This window comes from Providencia manganoxydans, assembly GCF_016618195.1.
GTDB classification, from domain to species: Bacteria; Pseudomonadota; Gammaproteobacteria; order Enterobacterales; family Enterobacteriaceae; genus Providencia; species Providencia manganoxydans.
On record NZ_CP067099.1, the window covers coordinates 3,339,422 to 3,359,633 of the forward strand.

The window sequence follows — 20,212 nt, forward strand, 5'->3', positions numbered from 1 at the left end:
TTTAGAAAAATAATGCTAGTACTAATGAATTGATTTAAGTCAATTTTTTGACTATTGTTAAGCGATTATCTTTATCATCAATTAATAGTTATTTAATTGTTAAATGGCTGTTATTGATAATAGTACATATATTCTTATTTTTCTAAACGACTACCTAAAAAAATTAACTTTTGATTTTTAGACTCAGAAAAAGATAATTTTATTTCTAATATTAGCCTATTTGATTTTTATTATGAATTTTATTAATTTTCCAATTAAGCTACAACACGTGGTTATATATGATTAATTGATGAGAACTAACAAACTTATTATTAGATAATAGACATTGGCTAGCATAATGTCATTTATATGGTTAAAAAATCACCATTTAAATCTAAATAGATAGCAATAAAAGACACAGATTGCTGCTTCTCTTCGATGGATAATATCGACCTTGATTTAAGGAGAGTCGTAACACCGTCACCAGCGGCTCTAGACGAGCTTATGTCACTAATGCATGCGCAGCCTTAATGCCTTTAGCTATTGATATTGAATGCTTTATTTATCAACCTGAAAATAAAACATTTCACCAGTGCATTTGTTAATAGATACACATCAGTAAGCGGTTTACCGCCCCGTAATTGATAATAACACTGTGACTGCCTACCGCCGAACGAGCTGAGAAATTGAATACATACAGATGACTAACTATCAAAATCCCCCGCTAATGGCTTCGTCATTTATCTTGAAGAACGATTATCTCACTAGCCCTTAATAAAAAATGAGCATTAAAAAGGCTCGCAAACCAATTAGTTTGCGAGCCCAATAACAAAATAATTTAAATGACTAAAATTATTTATCTAACAGTGATTTAACCGCATCACCGATGTCTGCTAAGCTACGTACTGTTTTCACACCAGCAGCTTCTAAAGCAGCGAATTTCTCATCCGCGGTACCTTTACCACCCGCGATAATTGCACCTGCGTGCCCCATGCGCTTACCTTTAGGTGCAGTAACACCCGCAATGTAACCAACAACAGGCTTAGTCACATGTTCTTTGATATATGCTGCGGCTTCTTCTTCCGCATTACCACCGATTTCACCGATCATAACAATCGCTTCAGTCTGTGGATCTTCTTGGAACATTTTCAGGATATCAATGAAGTTTGATCCTGGGATTGGGTCACCACCAATACCAACACAGGTTGATTGGCCAAGGCCTGCATCCGTAGTTTGTTTAACCGCTTCATACGTCAATGTACCTGAACGTGAAACGATACCAACTTTACCCGGCATATGGATATGGCCTGGTTGGATACCGATTTTGCACTCGCCTGGAGTGATAACACCCGGGCAGTTTGGACCGATCATGCGAACGCCAGCTTCATCTAATTTAACTTTAACCGTCAGCATATCCAGTGTTGGGATGCCTTCAGTGATAGTAATGATCAGCTTGATACCTGCATCAATCGCTTCCAGAATCGAATCTTTACAGAATGGCGCGGGTACATAGATAACCGATGCTGTTGCACCAGTCGCTTCTACGGCTTCACGAACAGTGTTAAATACTGGCAGACCTAAGTGAGTTGTACCACCTTTACCCGGTGTCACACCACCAACCATTTTTGTACCATAAGCGATCGCTTGTTCAGAGTGGAAAGTACCTTGACCACCAGTGAAACCTTGGCAAATTACTTTAGTGTTTTTATCGATTAAAATAGACATTATTTAGCCTCCGCCGCTGCTACTGCTTTCTTAGCTGCATCTGTCAGGCTATTTGCCGCGATAATATTCAAGCCGCTATCTGCCAGTTTTTTCGCACCTAACTCTGCATTGTTACCTTCTAAACGAACCACTACTGGTACATTTACGCCTACTTCTTCTACTGCACCAATGATGCCGTCTGCAATCAGGTCACAGCGAACGATACCACCAAAAATGTTAACAAAAACGGCTTTAACACTCTTATCGGACAGGATAATTTTAAATGCTTCAGTTACACGCTCTTTAGTTGCACCGCCACCTACGTCAAGGAAGTTAGCTGGAGCACCACCATGCAGTTTAACAATGTCCATGGTTCCCATTGCCAGACCTGCACCGTTAACCATACAACCGATGTTGCCATCAAGTGCAACATAGTTCAGTTCCCATTGTGCAGCTTGTGCTTCACGCGCATCTTCTTGAGATGGATCATGCATTTCACGCATTTCTGCTTGACGGTATAGAGCGTTGCTATCAACACCTAATTTACCATCTAAACACACTAGGTCGCCTTCAGTATTGATCACTAATGGGTTAACTTCGATCAGAGCAAGGTCGCGCTCTAAGAACATAGTCGCTAAGCCCATAAAGATTTTCGCGAATTGGCTAACTTGTTTACCTGATAGACCTAATTTGAACGCTAACTCACGGCCTTGATAAGGCATAGGACCAGTCAGTGGATCGATAACCGCTTTGTGGATCAGTTCTGGCGTTTCCTCAGCAACTTTCTCGATCTCAACACCACCTTCTGTTGACGCCATAAATACAACACGACGTGTACCACGGTCAACAACCGCGCCTAAATACAGTTCTTTAGCAATATCGGTCGCATTTTCAACTAAGATTTGGTTGACTGGCTGACCATTCGCATCTGTTTGGTAAGTCACTAAGTTGTGGCCTAACCATTTCTCTGCGAATGCTTTGATATCATTGATATCATTTGTCACTTTTACGCCGCCAGCTTTACCACGTCCACCTGCGTGAACTTGGCACTTAACAACCCATGGGCCGTTACCGATTTTTTTCGCTGCTTCTACAGCTTCTGCTGCTGATGTACAGGCATAACCCGTTGGTGCTGGCAAACCATAGCGTGTAAAAAGCTGTTTTGCCTGATACTCGTGTAAATTCATGATGTTCTATCCATAATTGAGTCTGAAGAGGCGATTATTCGCCTCCTGCAATTGTTACTGATTTAGCAGCCGGCAAAACCGACTGCATCGGTTACTTCAGACCGGGTAGGTGTTCCCCTACCCTGTTATGTAGCTATACGTCCAGCAGTAAACGAGTTGGATCTTCCAGCATATCTTTAATGGCAACTAAGAAGCCAACTGACTCACTACCATCGATCAGGCGGTGGTCATAAGATAATGCAAGGTACATCATTGGAAGAATTTCAACCTTACCGTTAACCGCCATTGGGCGATCTTTGATAGCATGCATACCTAAGATTGCGCTTTGTGGTGGGTTAATGATAGGGGTAGACATTAGAGAACCGAACACACCACCGTTAGTGATAGTGAAGTTACCGCCACTTAAGTCTTCAACGGTTAATTTACCGTCACGACCTTTGACTGCCAGTTCTTTAATTTTCTTCTCAATATCAGCCATGCTCATTGCATCAACATCACGCAGAACTGGCGTTACCAGACCACGAGGTGTCGATACTGCAATGCTGATGTCGAAATAGTTATGGTAAACAACATCAGTACCATCAATTGATGCGTTAACTTCTGGGTAACGTTTTAGCGCTTCAACCGCAGCTTTTACATAGAAAGACATAAAGCCTAAACGTACACCATGGCGTTTTTCAAACACTTCGCCGTATTGCTTACGCAGATCTTTAATTGGCTGCATGTTAACTTCATTAAATGTGGTTAACATCGCAGTGCTGTTTTTCGCTTCCAGCAGACGCTCAGCAATACGTTTACGTAAGCGCGTCATTGGTACGCGTTTTTCACTGCGGTGTGCCAATGGTGCTTGTGGCTCAGCAGCAGGTGTTGCAGCTTTCGCAGCAGGAGCTGCTTTGCCAGTAGCTAAATGTTTTTCAACATCTTCGCGAGTCAAACGACCACCAACACCCGTTCCTTTGATGTCAGCTGGGTTCAAGTCGTGCTCAGCAACTAAACGGCGGATTGCTGGAGACAGAGCATCATTGCTCTCTTCTTCCAAGCTGGCTGTTTGGCGCTGCGCTGGAGTTGCTTCTTGTGAAGCTTTAACTTCCACAGGAATACCCGTGCTATCACCTAAACGAATGCGGCCAAGCAGTTGTTTAGAAAGCACAGTTGCACCTTCATCTTCAACGATAGCTTCTAACACACCCGCTTCACTTGCAGGCACTTCTAAAACGACTTTATCTGTTTCAATTTCAACCAGCACTTCGTCACGTTCAACGCTATCACCTGGTTTTTTATGCCATGTGGCAACCGTAGCATCTGCAACGGATTCAGGAAGATCGGGAACAAGAATTTCTACGCTACTCATTTTCTATCCTTTAATTATTCAATGTTCAAAGCGTCATTTACCAGAGCTTGTTGTTGCTCTTGGTGAACGGACGTGTATCCAACTGCTGGAGATGAAGAAGCAGCACGACCTGCATAACGTAAAGTTGCTCCTGTAGGGATCGCTTCACGGAAATTGTGTTGGCTGCAATACCAAGCGCCTTGATTCAATGGCTCTTCTTGACACCATACGAAATCTTTAACGTGCGCATATGGTAAGAACGCTTGCTGAATATCTTCATGTGGGAACGGATATAGCTGCTCAATACGTACGATAGCGACATCAGTTTGTCCGTTCTTACGACGTTGTTCTAACAGATCGTAATAAACTTTACCGGAACACATAATGACGCGTTTCACATCTTTCGGATTGATTTCATCTATTTCACTGATTACTGTCTGGAACTTACCATTTGCCAGTTCATCCATACTTGAGACCGCTAATGGATGACGCAGTAATGATTTAGGTGACATTACAATCAGAGGACGACGCATACCACGCAGAGCCTGACGGCGCAGCATATGGTAAACCTGTGCTGGCGTGGATGGCACACACACTTGCATGTTTTGATCTGCGCACAGTTGTAGGTAACGCTCTAAACGTGCAGAGGAGTGCTCTGGACCTTGTCCTTCATAACCGTGTGGCAACAGCATCACTAGACCACACATACGACCCCATTTTTGCTCACCAGAGCTAATGAATTGGTCGATAACGACTTGTGCACAGTTTGCGAAGTCACCGAATTGAGCTTCCCAAATCGTCAGTGCACGTGGCTCTGTGGTTGCATAGCCATATTCAAATGCCAATACCGCGTTTTCAGTCAGAACAGAGTCCCAAACATTAAATACGCCTTGACCGTTATGGATATTTTGCAGAGGAACATAAACGGAACCATTGGTTTGGTTATGTACAACCGCATGGCGATGGAAGAAAGTACCACGGCCAGCATCTTCACCAGATAGACGAACAGGAATACCTTCATCAACTAGTGTTGCGTACGCCAATGTTTCTGCTGCGCCCCAATCCAGTAGTTTTTCACCTTTCGCCATTTCAGCACGGTCTGAGTAAATTTTCTCAACACGAGACTGAGTGACGACTTCAGCAGGGATAGTACTGGTTTTAACTGCTAGCTCTTGCAGACGCTTTGGATCGAAGGTGGATTTATACTCTTCGTTCCAATCATGATTTAGGTACGGTTCCCATGTATAGGAATGCAGACCCATTTCACGCCATTCTTCAACGACGCAATCACCTCGGTCTAACGCGTCACGGTACAAGTTAACCATTTCAGTCACTTCATCCGCTGTAACAACGCCTGCTTCAATTAAACGATCCGCATAGATTTTACGTGGTGTCGGATGTTTTTTGATTTTTTGATACATAATTGGCTGAGTTGCATTTGGCTCATCAGCTTCGTTATGACCATGTCGACGGTAGCACACGAGGTCAATCATCACATCGCGTTTAAACGTATTACGGAAATCAAGTGCTAAGCGAGTTACAAAAGCAACGGCTTCTGGATCATCCGCATTAACGTGGAAAATAGGTGCTTGAACCATTTTCACGATGTCGGTGCAGTACTCAGTTGAACGTGTATCTTTCGGGTTTGAAGTCGTAAAACCAATTTGGTTGTTAATGACGATACGCATGGTGCCGCCAACTTCATAACCACGAGCTTGAGACATGTTCAATGTTTCTTGAACAACACCTTGACCCGTTACTGCTGAGTCACCGTGAATAGTGATTGGTAGAACCATGTTGCTGCGACCTTCATCAAGGCGATCGCGGCGAGCACGTACTGAACCAATAACCACTGGGCTGACAATCTCAAGGTGAGATGGGTTAAATGCTAATGCTAAGTGAACACGCGAACCTGCGGTTTCGAAATCCGAAGAGAAACCTTGGTGATATTTAACGTCACCTGCACTTGAGTGGTCTTTGTGTTTGCCTGCGAACTCATCAAATAATTCAGCAGGTTTTTTACCTAAGATGTTAATTAAAACGTTAAGACGACCACGGTGAGCCATACCCAGTACGACTTCACGTGTATCTTGTTTGCCCGCATGGTGGATCAGATCTTTCAGCATTGGAATAAGTGAGTCACCACCTTCCAATGAGAAACGTTTTGCACCCGGGAATTTTGCGCCTAAATAACGCTCTAGCCCTTCTGCTGCGGTTAATTCAGCTAAGAAGCGACGTTTTTCTTCTTTCGAAAATTGCTCAGCAACATTCACTGATTCAAGGCGTTGTTGGATCCAACGTTTTTCCTCTGTATTCGTGATATGCATATATTCAGCACCAATTGAACCGCAATAAATGCGCTTCAGGGCATCGTATAGGTCGCTAAGTTTCATGGTTTCTTTGCCGATGGCAAAAGAACCCACGTTGAATGTCTCGTCGAAATCTTCTTTCGTTAAGTTATGGAACACTGGATCTAAATCTGGAACAGATTCACGTTTCCATAAACCTAATGGATCAAGATTTGCGTTTTGATGTCCGCGGAAGCGGAATGCGTTAATCAATTGCAAAACTTTCACTTGTTTTGCATCGATAGCAGGGTCGCTAACAGAGGTATGATAACGAGTAGAGTCTTTCGCTAAGCGACGGAAATAATCGCGTGCTTGCGAGTGAAATTGCTCAGAGTTGGTGCCTGCACCAGGCAGTTGCTGAAAGATTTCTCTCCAGCCAGCATCAACAGAATTGGGGTCAGTTAGATAATCTTCATAGAGCTGTTCTATGTAAGTCTGGTTCGCGCCTGCCAGAAAGCTCGAATCCAGCCAGTCCTTCATTACGCCGTTCTGCATTGTGATCCCTTAAGCTTTTACAGCTTTAGTTTTCGCCGTGGTTAACTAATTGCCGCGTTTAAGCGGCCTCGATAAAGGTTCTTCTGGACGTGCTTTATGCATGTTCTCACTTTGGGTTTCCCTTTATCACTCCGGGCTCCCCTTCTAAGGAACCTTTAAAAACTGGCTGCGGTTTTTAAAGGTCCCTTGAGTCAGCTCGCGTCTTCATCTTTTTTTGCAGTTTGGCTTTTACTTTCACTTTTTTACTTTTGGATTTATTACTTTTCAACAGCCTGCGGCACATAAGTACCGCAGGTAAAAACCGGTTCTACGCGCTATGTTTTAGCAACATAGATTTAATATGACCGATAGCTTTCGTTGGATTTAGTCCTTTAGGGCATACATTGACACAATTCATGATGCTATGACAGCGGAAAACACTAAAAGCGTCGTTCAGATCATCTAATCGAGCGTCTGTTTCAGTATCTCTACTATCAATTAAGAATCGGTATGCAGCTAACAGACCTGCCGGACCAATAAATTTATCCGGATTCCACCAGAAAGATGGGCAAGACGTTGAGCAACAAGCACACAGAATACACTCATATAGACCATCAAGTTTTTCACGTTGTGCCGGCGACTGTAAATTCTCACGCGCAGGTGGATTCTTATTATCATTAATAAGATACGGACGAATTTTTTCGTACTGGGTGTAGAACTGAGTCATGTCAATGATCAGGTCACGCACAACCGGCAAACCAGGTAATGGACGAATAACAATTTTCTTCCCACTACGAGTTAAAGCCGACAGTGGCGTGATACACGCCAATCCGTTTTTACCATTCATATTAACGCCATCAGAACCACACACACCTTCACGGCATGAACGACGGAATGACAACGTAGGATCTTTCTCTTTCAATTGAATTAACGCATCAAGCAGCATCATGTCGCGCCCTTCAGGCACTTCAAGTGTGTAATCCTGCATACGCGGTGCGTTATCAACATCCGGATTATAGCGATAAATCGAAAATTCAAGTTTCATAGTTTATTTCTCCGCAACTGGATTAACACCACGCATTAATAAGTACGTACTTTCGGCGGGAAGGGCTCACGCAACTTAGGCTGCATGTTAACTTCACGACGAGTCATCGTTTCAGATTGCGGTAAATATAATGAGTGACACAGCCAGTTAGCATCGTCACGATCTGGATAGTCGAAACGGCTATGCGCACCGCGGCTTTCTGTACGGAAGTTCGCTGCTTGTGCTGTCGCATAAGCGGTTTCCATCAAGTTATCCAGTTCTAAACATTCAATACGTTGTGTGTTGAACTCAGTAGAAGTGTCATCAAGACGAGCATTTTTCAAACGCTCACGGATCACTTTCAACTCTTCCAAGCCTTTCGCCATCGCATCACCTTCACGGAATACAGAGAAGTTGTGTTGCATACAGCTTTGCAGCGCTTTACGAATTTCAACAGGATCTTCACCAGTGCGTGCATTTTCCCAGCGATTAAAGCGAGTCATAGCAGCATCGATGTCAGATTCAGAAGCATCGCGCATTGAACCTTGTTCCATTAGAGATTCTTTCAGATGGAGACCAGCAGAACGGCCGAATACCACAAGGTCAAGCAGTGAGTTACCACCAAGGCGGTTAGCACCATGTACAGATACACAAGCAATCTCACCAACAGCAAATAGACCTGGGATCACCTCGTCTTCGCCTTTTTCGTTATAGCGAATCGCTTGGCCTGTTACCTTAGTCGGGATCCCGCCCATCATGTAGTGACAAGTTGGGATGACTGGGATCGGCTCTTTAACTGGGTCAACGTGTGCGAAGGTACGAGATAATTCAAGAATACCCGGTAAACGAGACTCAAGAACTTCTTTACCTAAGTGATCCAGTTTCAGCTTAGCATGTGGGCCCCATGGACCATCACAACCACGACCTTCACGAATTTCGATCATAATTGAACGAGCCACCACGTCACGACCAGCAAGGTCTTTCGCGTTAGGTGCATAACGTTCCATGAAACGCTCGCCATCTTTGTTCAATAAATAACCACCTTCACCACGACAGCCTTCTGTAACCAGAACACCTGCACCTGCAATACCCGTTGGGTGGAATTGCCACATTTCCATATCTTGCAATGGAACACCAGCACGTACTGCCATACCAACACCATCACCGGTGTTGATGTGTGCGTTTGTGGTCGATTGATAGATACGGCCTGCACCACCTGTCGCTAAAATAGTTGCTTTAGCTTTGAAGTAAACGAGCTCGCCAGTTTCCATACAAATCGCAGTACAACCTACGATATCGCCATCTTGGTTCTTCACTAAATCAAGGGCATACCACTCAGAGAAAATGGTAGTATGGTTTTTTAGGTTTTGCTGATACAAAGTATGTAACAGTGCATGACCCGTACGGTCAGCCGCCGCCGCTGTACGTGCAGCTTGCTCACCACCAAAATTTTTCGATTGGCCACCAAATGGACGCTGATAGATCGTGCCATTATCCAAACGAGAGAATGGCAGTCCCATGTGTTCTAATTCAAGGATAGCTTCTGGACCCGTTTTACACATGTACTCGATAGCGTCTTGGTCACCGATATAGTCAGATCCTTTTACGGTGTCATACATGTGCCACTCCCAGTTATCTGGGTGTGTGTTACCAAGTGCAACAGTGATACCACCTTGCGCTGATACTGTATGAGAACGCGTTGGGAAAACTTTTGACAACAAGGCACAAGATAAACCAAGTTGTGAAATTTGCAGTGCAGCACGCATACCTGCGCCACCCGCACCGATAACGATAGCGTCAAATTCTCTTATTGGCAGATTCATTTATGCACCCCACACCACAATTGTTCCGTAAATTAAGTAAGCCAGCAGAGCAACAACAATCACCAGTTGCAGCACTAAACGTAGTGCGAGTGGCTTAACATAGTCTGTTAGTACTTGCCATAAACCAATCCAAGCATGTACTAAAATCGAGAACAACGTCAGGATGGTGAAGACTTTGGTCACGGAGGATGCGAAGAAACCACGCCATGTTTCATAGGTAATATCATTGATGGCAACAAAACCAACAAGGTACAACACGTAGAGTACGATAACGATCGCAGAGCCACGGATTAACAGCCAGTCCTGAATACCAGTACGGCCTAAAGCTGATGCATTACTTACCATACTAATACCCCCGCCAGGATCGCCAGAACGATTGTAATAACAAACGTGATTTTTGCAGATGAATTACCCGCTGCTAGCGTTTCATCAATACAGCCGAAATCCATTAACATATGACGAATACCACCACAGATGTGATATGCCAATGCAGTGAGGATCCCCCAAAGAATGAACTTAGCAAAAAAGCCAGTCATTATTTCAGATGCGTATTGAAAGCCTTCTGGAGAGGAGAGAGATGTCCCTAACAACCAAAGCAGGATACCGACTGCGATGAAAGTAATGACGCCAGAGACACGGTGCAAGATCGAAGAGATCGCAGTGATCGGGAAGTGGATCGTCTGCAAATCAAGGTTGACAGGTCTTTGTTTTTTCACAATTTTGCCCACACAGCTCTTTATTATTTTCCTTCCTCCGGACCTGGGGCGGAAACAGACAGCGACAGGGGTAGAAAATGCAACTTAAGCTAAACGTTAATCCATCATGTTCAAATAGAGTTGCATACTGATTACGCTGGAACTCCTACATCAGGGTAATCCGGAGACCTGCCGCCAAGTATAAAGTCTTCACATAGCTATTACAATTCCCACACAAAATGTTTGGAGACATTTAGCCCGAACAGTGAGAGGGATCACGATTTAAACATTTTGCATAAATGTGCTTATCTTATTTGACAATGATTCAACATTTATCTTACATATATGGCTGGTAGAATTATCTGAACGTCGCCAATATCTCAAACGGCGTGAAAGAAAAAACAAAAGTTATGAAAGTTGTTTCCCTTACTAAAAATAATGATATTGTAGGGAAAACGACAAAAAGAACATAACATCTACACACTTGTAAACAACCTAAAAAACATTGTCATTGGTCGTCCGGTTTCAGAATTTAATGTGATTGCTAGCTGATTTCCACAACACACCGGTAGAACAATGCATAAAGACACAGTATATACTCTAAATCACTCGAGTTGCGGTTAGGCGAAAAGTGAATAAGGTACGAGAAACATAGGAAATGATGTGACTCGCGCCAGCGAGCGTAATCAACAACGCTGCAACTTGAAGGATAACGAGTATAACGCTGTGCACTGGTTGTTGGGTGTTGATTATCAAGCGCTAAGGAGACCGTAAATGGCTGATAACAAAGCTAAGCTAACGACTGAGAGTGCAAGTACAATTGAACTAGACATTCTATCCCCTACACTCGGTCAAGACGTTATCGATGTCCGAACTTTAGGTTCAAAAGGGTTTTATACATACGATCCTGGATTTACCTCTACTGCCTCATGTGAATCAAAAATCACATACATTGATGGCGATAAAGGCATTTTGCTACACCGCGGCTATCCAATTGACCAGTTGGCAACCGAAGCCTCTTACCTTGAAGTCTGCTATATCCTGCTGTACGGCGAAGCACCTACTCAAGAACAATATGAAACATTCAAAAATACAGTAACTCGCCATACCATGATCCATGAGCAGATCACTCGCATGCTTAATGGTTTCCGCCGTGACTCACACCCAATGGCTGTTCTATGTGGTGTAACAGGTGCACTAGCGGCTTTCTATCACGATGCACTGGATGTTAATAACCCACGCCATCGCGAAATTACCGCTTATCGTCTGCTGTCTAAAATGCCAACAGTCGCTGCAATGTGTTATAAATATTCAATCGGCCAACCGTTTGTTTACCCACGTAATGATCTGTCCTATGCAGGCAACTTCTTGTACATGATGTTCTCAACACCTTGTGAAGAGTACAAAGTTAACCCAGTGCTTGAACGCGCTATGGATCGCATCTTAATCCTCCATGCTGATCACGAACAAAACGCATCAACCTCAACCGTACGTACTGCTGGTTCTTCCGGTGCTAACCCATTTGCTTGTATTGCAGCGGGTATTGCATCGCTATGGGGACCTGCTCATGGTGGTGCTAACGAAGCTTGCCTACGTATGCTGGAAGAGATCCAAACTGTTGAACACATCCCAGCCTTTATCGAACGTGCGAAAGACAAAAATGACTCTTTCCGCCTGATGGGCTTCGGTCACCGCGTTTATAAAAACCATGACCCACGTGCAACTGTAATGCGTGAAACCTGCCATGAAGTTCTCAATGAACTCGGCCTGAATGACAGCCTATTAGAAGTGGCAATGGAGCTAGAACGTATTGCCCTAAACGACCCGTACTTCATTGAGAAGAAACTGTACCCGAACGTTGACTTCTACTCAGGTATCATTCTGAAAGCTATGGGTATTCCTTCATCTATGTTCACTGTGATCTTTGCAATTGCCCGTACTATCGGTTGGATCGCACATTGGAACGAAATGCATGATGATGGTTTAAAAATTGCTCGTCCTCGCCAGCTCTATACTGGCTATGGCAAACGTGAATTTAATACTAATTTATCAAAAAAATAATATTCTAACTAAATCTATCCCCTACACTATCAAAGCCCCTAAAATGGGGCTTTTCTGCATTATGTCTCATAAGAATGTTGATATTCCCTTGGTGTAACTCCACTCATTTTTCGAAAGAAACTAATCAATGCGCTATCACTCGTCAGCCCCAATTCTTGAGTAATAAAATGGTAGGGTTTCCCTTGCGCTAACAACTCTATTGCCTTGATAAATCGCCATTGTTGGCGCCAAGTTTGATAACTAACTCCTGTTTCACGTAAGAAAATACGTGTGATCGTTTTTTCACTAGCACCTATTGTTTTTGCCAGTTCTATCAAGGTTGGAGGTAATTGCTCCATATTGAGACCTTTCATACGACGATCTTGTGGAATGGCTAATAATGTAGGCTCTTTACTGGCTGATTTTAATTCATCAATAAACACAGGTAATAAATTAGCCAATCGTCCATGTTGCCATTGACTATCAAAAGGTGCGATGGCAATACGCTCCAGCACCTCTCTGAGTAAAGGCGTCACTGATAAAATCATCACCTCATGGCCAATTTGATTGGCATATTGAGCGCTAAGATACACTGACCGATAACCAACCGAAGAGCGCATTTGCGCTCTATGGATCACATGCGGCGGGATCCATGCTACACGCCCTGGGGGCAATAGCGACAAACGATTTTCCAGTGAAATGAGAATGCAACCTTGCTGGGTAAACAATAACTGCCCCATATCATGCGCATGTAAACCGGAATCGTGTTGACCCATTTCAGCGGCAATACCCAGTATAGGGGCACTATACCAATGGGTTTCAAACTTATCTTGCTGATTAAGCCATGCCATATCATGTCTGTTTTTTGATATTTATTGTCTTTATTATTGTAATAAGACAGCAAAATTGCAACTAAACTACTCGCCATTCATTACCAGAGTAGGAAAATACACAATGAAACATTCACTTTCATTATGGTTGGCTGTAGCCCTAATGATGTTTCCACAAATTGTTGAAACCATATACAGCCCAGCATTAACCGATATTGCGAGTGCATTCAGCGTCAATGCAGAACAAGCTTCTCAAACGCTTTCGCTCTATTTCTTTGCATTTGCATTAGGCGTCGTATTTTGGGGAAGAATGTGTGACATCATCGGTCGACGCCCAACAATACTTGCAGGCTTGCTGATCTATGCAGCTGCTTCTGTTGGCGCATTGTTTATTACGCATTTTTATCTGCTGTTATTAATACGCATGCTATCTGCTTTTGGTGCCGCAGTAGGCTCTATTGGCACTCAAACTGCTATGCGTGATAGTTACCAAGGCCATGAATTAGCAAAAGTTTTCTCCATTATGGGGATCGCTCTCGCCATTAGCCCTGCTTTAGGGATGGTAGCTGGTGCAATATTAGTTGGTTATGGTGGATATCAAGCCGTGTTCATGGGCTTAGCGATTTTAGCTATCGTATTATTGTTATGGTCATGTTACCGGTTACCCGAAACTCGACCCGAAAATGTGATACATCACCCATTTTTGAGCACTTTATTGGCCATGATTAGGGATAAAGAAATTCTCAAAAATGTGATCTTAATAGCATTTTTTAACATTAATTTATTCAGTTATTACCAACTGGCACCCTTTCATTTTGAGCAATTAATGCTCTCTCAGCAACAATTTGGCCTAACTGGAGTTTTATTAGCCATTGGTGTTGGTGTGGGTTCAATCTTAAATCGTTATTTACTGGCTAAAAAATGGACACCAGAGAGACTCGTAAAACTATCAAGTGTCATTTCTCTAGTTAGTGGCTGTATGGTTTATATACTGATCCACTCTGCTTGGTTTATTTTGCCCGTTATGGGGATTGTGATCGGCTACGGAATTGCCATTCCAAATGTCCTTGCTCACGCTCTAAACCGTTATGCAGATAGAAAAGGAACCGCAGGCGCGATTTTAGGATTACTTTACTATATTGGATTGGCAGTCGGTCTAATGATTGCGGGTTGGAGCCAGCACTTAGGTGGCGTTTTAGTGGTGTCAGGAGCTGTATTATTTCTGTTCGCCCTCCGTTATCGCACTCAATAATGATAAGGAGCAGTGTAGTCGCACACGCTGCTCCTTTCTATTTTTTAACTAACGGTATTAAGCTGGATTATCAATATCAACGAATGTTGCGTCTAAATTATGATGATCCACTAGCCATTTTGTCAGAGCTTTAATGCCATAGCGTTCTGTTGCATGATGGCCTGCTGAATAAAAATGGATCCCCATTTCCCTTGCAATATGAATAGTTTGCTCAGACACTTCACCAGTAACAAACGCATCCACACCAAATTCAGCAGCTTGTAATATAAAGCCCTGCCCACCCCCAGTACACCATGCAATTTGGCGTATCTCTTGTTTACCTGTATCACCACAATGTAATGGCTTGCGGCCAAGGCGGCTTTCTAAACGCTCATTTAATTCAGCTGGTGTTATCGGCTGATCAAAATACCCAAATGGCATCAATGGGTCGATATGACCATCAATTTTAACCCCCATCAAATGAGCTAACTGAGTATTGTTACCCAGCTGATGATGTGCATCTAACGGTAAATGATAACCATAAAGGTTGATGTCATTTTCCAGTAAGGTTTTTAGACGCTTTCTTTTCATTCCCTTAATCACTGATGGCTCATTTTTCCAAAAATAGCCATGGTGAACAATAATAGCATCAGCTTCCATCTCTACCGCTTTATCTAAAAGCGCTTGGCAAGCGGTTACACCAGTGACAATTTTTTGTACATGAGAACGGCCTTCAACTTGTAAGCCATTAGGCGCATAGTCTTGGTATTCATTGATTTTCAACTCATTATTGATGAGTTCTTCCAACGCTAAATTACGCATAATCTATCCTTTTTACTGCATCACTTATCGACGCATAGAGGTAATAATGATCGATATTATCTCTCTAGCTTATAAGCCCAGAGCATAAAAAGAAATGGCTAATTTTGGCTTATTTACTGCTACCAATAATAATTGGACAAAGAAATGAGTTCGAATAGAAATGATAAATATTTAAGAAGGGAACCAACCCCCATAACACGGTTATTATGGGGATCTATTAATGAATACAATCGTGATTAATGATGTGTATCCATTGTCATTTCTGAGCGCTCAAGCCAAACAGGTTTATCACTTGTTTTAGCCCAGACCTTATAAAGGTAACTATAAAATTTTGCTCGTTGTGGATGAAAAACCATAACCGGAAACGCAAGTATGCCAGCAGACATCGCAGCAGCGCGGCGTAAAATAACCTGATTACGGGAATATTCGCGATATGTGGACATCGATATCCTCCTGTCAGTAGCCACATTATTTGCCGATTTTAGTTTGCCCCTTCAACTCACACATAACACCCATTTAAGAGAGACCAAAATCGCACAGATAGTATGAAGATAATTAACTGACTTAATGATACGCCCTTATTGGTAACTTTACTACTGATCTGACCACTTACCCCTTAAAAAAGAGCCAAAAAATCGCACAATTTGTAGTTTTCCTACAATAATTAACATCCAAATGAATAAAAGAAACAAAATTAGCACATTAAAGTAACATTTGATTATAACCCTACAGTGACAGTGGCTGATTGTTTTATCACCATTTTTATACTTTTTTTACGCGCCCATCTCTATTTTTATCAGCTTCTTTACAACGCAATCCCTATCCTACCTCCATGGAAATATTAAGGAGAAACTACTGTGTCGCTACTTTCCATTGTTGGGGCAGTGTTTGTTGTTTTACTGCTGGTTTATCTGATCTACGCCTTGCTAAACGCGGAGGATTTTTAAGATGACCATAAATGCATTTTTACTTATTGCCAGCTTCCTATTAGTTCTGCTGGTACTGGCTAAACCATTAGGCCTATTCATTGCCAGCTTAATTGAAGGTGATATGCCACGTTTTATGCTAAGAACTGAAGCGGTAATTTGGCGTTGTAGTGGCTTAAAACAGCCAGGCCGCGAAATGGCTGAAATGAACTGGTTACGCTATGCATTAGCTATCTTATTATTCAATTTTTTAGGTTTTATTCTGTTATTTGTCTTATTAGTTTTTCAAGATAGCTTACCGCTCAACCCACAAAAATTTTCAGGAATGAATTGGGATCTAGCGTTTAATACTGCCATCAGCTTTGTTACCAATACCAACTGGCAGTCCTATAGTGGTGAAAGCAACCTCAGCTATTTAAGCCAAATGACCGGTTTAACGGTACAAAATTTTTTATCTGCTGCCACAGGTATTGCCGTCGTTTTTGCCTTAATTCGTGCTTTTTCTCGCCACAGTAGCAAAACACTGGGTAATGCATGGGTAGACTTAACTCGCATTACGCTTTACCTATTACTGCCCTTAGCGATCGTATTTGCGTTATTTTTCGTTAGCCAAGGCGTTATCCAAAATTTTTCCGCTTATATCTTAAGTGATAACTTAAATAGCTCAGCTCAACTACTCCCGATGGGTCCAGTTGCTTCCCAAGAAGCTATTAAGCTATTAGGTACCAACGGCGGTGGATTCTTTGGCGCTAACTCGTCTCACCCTTTTGAAAACCCAACTGCCTTAAGCAATTTTGTGCAGATGTTAGCTATTTTCTTAATCCCAACAGCACTGTGCTTTGCTTTTGGACGTACTGTTGGCGATAACAAACAAGGCAATGCGCTGCTGTGGACTATGGCAATCATTTTTGTCATTGCCGCAGCAACCGTTATCTATGCTGAATATATTGGTAATCCATTCTTAAATAATTTTTCTGCCAATAGTACAGCCAACATGGAAGGAAAAGAGAGCCGCTTTGGTATTCTCAGTTCAGCACTGTATGCGGTCGTCACAACCGCTGCCTCTTGTGGTGCAGTCAATGCGATGCATGATTCCTTTACTGCTTTAGGTGGCATGGTACCAATGTGGTTGATGCAAATTGGTGAAGTGGTCTTTGGTGGGGTTGGCTCAGGTTTATATGGCATGTTGTTATTTGTTTTACTAGCCGTATTTATCGCAGGTTTAATGATTGGCCGTACACCTGAATATTTAGGTAAAAAAATTGAAGTTCGTGAAATGAAAATGGTCGCCATTGCCATTTTAGTTACCCCAACCTTAGTACTTTGTGGTACCACTCTCGCATTGATGACTGAAGCTGGACGCGCTGCTATTTTTAACCCAGGCGCACATGGTTTTAGTGAAGTCCTCTATGCCTTCTCTTCTGCTGCCAACAATAATGGTAGTGCTTTTGCTGGATTAAGTACCAATACACCTTTCTATAATATCGCGCTGGCTATTGCTATGTTGCTAGGTCGCTTTGGTGTGATCCTTCCTGTGCTGGCAATTGCAGGCTCACTGGCAATGAAAAAACCTCAAGTCGCCACGATGGCAAGCTTACCAACGCATGGTCCTGTGTTTATTGGTTTATTAATCTTAACCGTTTTACTCATCGGTGCTCTAACTTTCGTTCCTGCGCTTGCGCTAGGTCCGATCGCAGAACATGTGCAAATTTGGTTAGCAGCATAGTGAGGGAAATAAAATGAAAAAAACTCAACTGTTTGATAGTGCTTTAGTTCGTCAATCTATAATCGATGCCATAAAAAAATGCACCCCACAAGCGCAATGGCGTAACCCAGTGATGTTTGTCGTGTATATTGGCAGCATCATCACGACGCTACTTTGGCTGACAATGTTAACGGGTCATAGTGAAGGTAACGCTTGGTTTAGTGGCATGATCACCCTCTGGTTATGGTTTACTGTGCTATTTGCCAATTTTGCTGAAGCCCTTGCTGAAGGACGCAGTAAAGCGCAAGCCGCTAGCCTTAAAGGCGTTAAAAAGCTCAGCAGTGCAATACGTCTTGCCGCTGCTTCTTTAGATGCTGCACAGGAAACCGTCAATTCAGATCAACTGCGCAAAGGGGATATTGTGCTGATCCGCGCTGGTGAAACTATCCCTTGTGATGGCGAAGTCATTGAAGGTGGCGCATCCGTTGATGAAAGTGCGATTACTGGCGAATCTGCCCCAGTCATACGTGAATCAGGGGGCGACTTTTCATCCGTTACAGGCGGAACACGCGTACTTTCAGACTGGTTAATTGTTGAATGTACTGTAAACCCAGGTGAAACATTCCTTGATCGTATGATTTCGATGGTCGAGGGTGCACAACGTCGTAAAACACCAAATGAAATTGCACTCACTATTTTATTAACTGCACTGACGATTATTTTTTTATTAGCTTGTGCAACCTTATACCCATTCACCTTCTTCTCCGCAGAATATGCGGGCGCAGGCAGCGCTGTTTCGATTTTAGTGCTAATTGCTTTACTGATTTGTTTAATTCCAACCACCATTGGCGGCCTACTTTCCTCTATCGGTGTTGCTGGGATGAGCCGCATGTTAGGCGCCAATGTCATCGCGACTAGCGGTCGAGCAGTCGAAGCTGCCGGTGACGTTGATGTGTTATTGCTGGATAAAACAGGCACCATTACCTTAGGTAATCGCCAAGCCTCCGCCTTCTTACCGCTTGCAGGGGTAACAGAGCAACAACTTGCGGATGCTGCACAACTTTCTTCTTTAGCCGATGAAACTCCTGAAGGTCGTAGCATCGTTGTACTGGCTAAGCAAAGATTTAATTTACGTGAAAGAGATATACATGCTCTAAATGCCACTTTTGTACCATTTTCAGCAATGACACGAATGAGTGGTGTCAACGTCGGCGAACGCATGATCCGTAAAGGCTCAGCGGATGCGATTCGCCGGTATGTTGAAGCAAATCATAGTAAATTCCCTCCCGAAGCTGACAAATTAGTGGAACAAGTTGCCCATCAAGGTGGAACACCATTGGTAGTGGTTGATAACCAAACCGTACTTGGTGTCGTTGCGCTAAAAGATATTGTGAAAGGTGGTATCAAAGAACGTTTTGCACAAATGCGCAGTATGGGGATCAAAACCGTAATGATCACAGGTGATAACCATCTTACAGCTGCGGCGATTGCTGCCGAGGCAGGTGTTGATGATTTTTTAGCTGAAGCAACCCCAGAAGCCAAGTTAGCGCTGATCCGCCAATATCAATCCGAAGGACGTCTCGTTGCTATGACCGGTGATGGAACAAACGATGCCCCAGCCCTTGCTCAAGCAGATGTTGCTGTTGCGATGAACTCAGGCACCCAAGCAGCAAAAGAAGCAGGTAACATGGTTGATTTAGATTCGAATCCAACCAAACTGATTGAAGTCGTTCATATCGGTAAGCAGATGCTAATGACACGTGGTTCACTGACCACTTTTAGTATCGCTAATGATATCGCTAAATATTTTGCCATCATTCCAGCTGCTTTTGCTGTCACTTGGCCGCAACTGAATGCGCTAAACATTATGCACCTACACTCACCTGCGTCCGCTTTGTTATCTGCTGTGATTTTTAATGCGTTGATCATTGTATTTTTGATCCCATTAGCCTTAAAAGGGGTTAACTATCGCCCAATGAGCTCACAGTCATTGTTACAAAGAAACTTAGGTATTTACGGTTTAGGTGGTCTGATCGTGCCATTTGTTGGTATCAAACTGATTGACATGATCATCAGTCTATTTGGTTTATAAGG

Annotated in this window: 16 protein-coding genes; 5 read left to right on the forward strand and 11 right to left on the reverse strand. The window is 43.1% G+C overall.

Features of this window, described 5'->3' with window-relative positions:
- Positions 1–831: 831 nt before the first annotated feature.
- From sucD to sdhC, 8 genes are all read right to left on the reverse strand, one after another.
- Positions 832–1,704 carry a succinate--CoA ligase subunit alpha gene (gene sucD / locus JI723_RS15190; RefSeq protein ID WP_337979544.1) on the reverse strand — a complete coding sequence of 291 codons (873 nt, stop codon included), beginning with the start codon at positions 1,702–1,704 and terminating at the stop codon, positions 832–834.
- The gene (gene sucC, locus JI723_RS15195) at positions 1,704–2,870 is read right to left on the reverse strand and encodes an ADP-forming succinate--CoA ligase subunit beta (protein ID WP_070925033.1); all 1,167 of its coding nucleotides are present in this window, start codon (positions 2,868–2,870) and stop codon (positions 1,704–1,706) included. Before sucC ends, sucD begins: the two co-directional genes overlap by 1 nt.
- 133 nt (positions 2,871–3,003) lie before the next feature.
- Complete coding sequence (gene odhB, locus JI723_RS15200) at positions 3,004–4,221, reverse strand: 2-oxoglutarate dehydrogenase complex dihydrolipoyllysine-residue succinyltransferase (RefSeq protein ID WP_272581330.1); 1,218 nt, start codon at positions 4,219–4,221, stop codon at positions 3,004–3,006.
- 14 nt (positions 4,222–4,235) lie between these two features.
- On the reverse strand, positions 4,236–7,043 hold the full coding sequence (sucA, locus tag JI723_RS15205) for a 2-oxoglutarate dehydrogenase E1 component (protein ID WP_337979545.1): 2,808 nt from the start codon (positions 7,041–7,043) through the stop codon (positions 4,236–4,238).
- A 307-nt stretch (positions 7,044–7,350) separates the two neighbouring features.
- Positions 7,351–8,067: a succinate dehydrogenase iron-sulfur subunit gene (locus JI723_RS15210; protein WP_070925035.1), complete on the reverse strand. Its 717-nt coding sequence runs from the start codon at positions 8,065–8,067 to the stop codon at positions 7,351–7,353.
- A gap of 35 nt (positions 8,068–8,102) precedes the next feature.
- Entirely contained in the window at positions 8,103–9,869 is a 1,767-nt protein-coding gene (sdhA, locus tag JI723_RS15215) for a succinate dehydrogenase flavoprotein subunit (protein WP_140182902.1), read from the reverse strand.
- Positions 9,870–10,214 carry a succinate dehydrogenase membrane anchor subunit gene (gene sdhD / locus JI723_RS15220; RefSeq protein ID WP_070925036.1) on the reverse strand — a complete coding sequence of 115 codons (345 nt, stop codon included), beginning with the start codon at positions 10,212–10,214 and terminating at the stop codon, positions 9,870–9,872.
- Positions 10,208–10,597, reverse strand: a complete 390-nt coding sequence (sdhC, locus tag JI723_RS15225; protein WP_140182901.1) for a succinate dehydrogenase cytochrome b556 subunit — start codon at positions 10,595–10,597, stop codon at positions 10,208–10,210. The genes sdhD and sdhC overlap by 7 nt, the downstream gene beginning before the upstream one ends.
- Positions 10,598–11,338: 741 nt before the next feature.
- Here sdhC and JI723_RS15230 point away from each other — a divergent pair.
- The gene (locus tag JI723_RS15230) at positions 11,339–12,625 is read left to right on the forward strand and encodes a citrate synthase (RefSeq protein WP_070925038.1); all 1,287 of its coding nucleotides are present in this window, start codon (positions 11,339–11,341) and stop codon (positions 12,623–12,625) included.
- Between the two features lie 59 nt (positions 12,626–12,684).
- Here JI723_RS15230 and JI723_RS15235 read toward each other — a convergent pair whose 3' ends face one another.
- Positions 12,685–13,455 carry an AraC family transcriptional regulator gene (locus JI723_RS15235; RefSeq protein WP_140182900.1) on the reverse strand — a complete coding sequence of 257 codons (771 nt, stop codon included), beginning with the start codon at positions 13,453–13,455 and terminating at the stop codon, positions 12,685–12,687.
- A 103-nt stretch (positions 13,456–13,558) separates the two neighbouring features.
- Here JI723_RS15235 and JI723_RS15240 point away from each other — a divergent pair, with 103 nt between their 5' ends.
- The gene (locus JI723_RS15240) at positions 13,559–14,686 is read left to right on the forward strand and encodes a multidrug effflux MFS transporter (RefSeq protein ID WP_140187562.1); all 1,128 of its coding nucleotides are present in this window, start codon (positions 13,559–13,561) and stop codon (positions 14,684–14,686) included.
- A gap of 57 nt (positions 14,687–14,743) precedes the next feature.
- On the opposite strand, the gene JI723_RS15245 is transcribed toward JI723_RS15240, so the two are convergent.
- Both JI723_RS15245 and JI723_RS15250 read right to left on the reverse strand, forming a co-directional pair.
- Entirely contained in the window at positions 14,744–15,487 is a 744-nt protein-coding gene (locus JI723_RS15245; RefSeq protein WP_272581331.1) for a type 2 GTP cyclohydrolase I, read from the reverse strand.
- A gap of 236 nt (positions 15,488–15,723) precedes the next feature.
- On the reverse strand, positions 15,724–15,930 hold the full coding sequence (locus JI723_RS15250) for a YbfA family protein (protein ID WP_070925041.1): 207 nt from the start codon (positions 15,928–15,930) through the stop codon (positions 15,724–15,726).
- A 441-nt stretch (positions 15,931–16,371) separates the two neighbouring features.
- Between JI723_RS15250 and kdpF the strand changes: the two genes are divergently transcribed.
- Genes kdpF through kdpB form a run of 3 tightly spaced genes read left to right on the forward strand, consistent with a single transcriptional unit; the run spans position 16,372 to position 20,210 of the window.
- Entirely contained in the window at positions 16,372–16,434 is a 63-nt protein-coding gene (gene kdpF / locus JI723_RS19955) for a K(+)-transporting ATPase subunit F (protein WP_369113979.1), read from the forward strand.
- Between the two features lies 1 nt (position 16,435).
- On the forward strand, positions 16,436–18,139 hold the full coding sequence (kdpA, locus tag JI723_RS15255; protein WP_272581332.1) for a potassium-transporting ATPase subunit KdpA: 1,704 nt from the start codon (positions 16,436–16,438) through the stop codon (positions 18,137–18,139).
- 13 nt (positions 18,140–18,152) lie between these two features.
- The gene (kdpB, locus tag JI723_RS15260; RefSeq protein ID WP_272581333.1) at positions 18,153–20,210 is read left to right on the forward strand and encodes a potassium-transporting ATPase subunit KdpB; all 2,058 of its coding nucleotides are present in this window, start codon (positions 18,153–18,155) and stop codon (positions 20,208–20,210) included.
- Positions 20,211–20,212 lie beyond the last annotated feature (2 nt).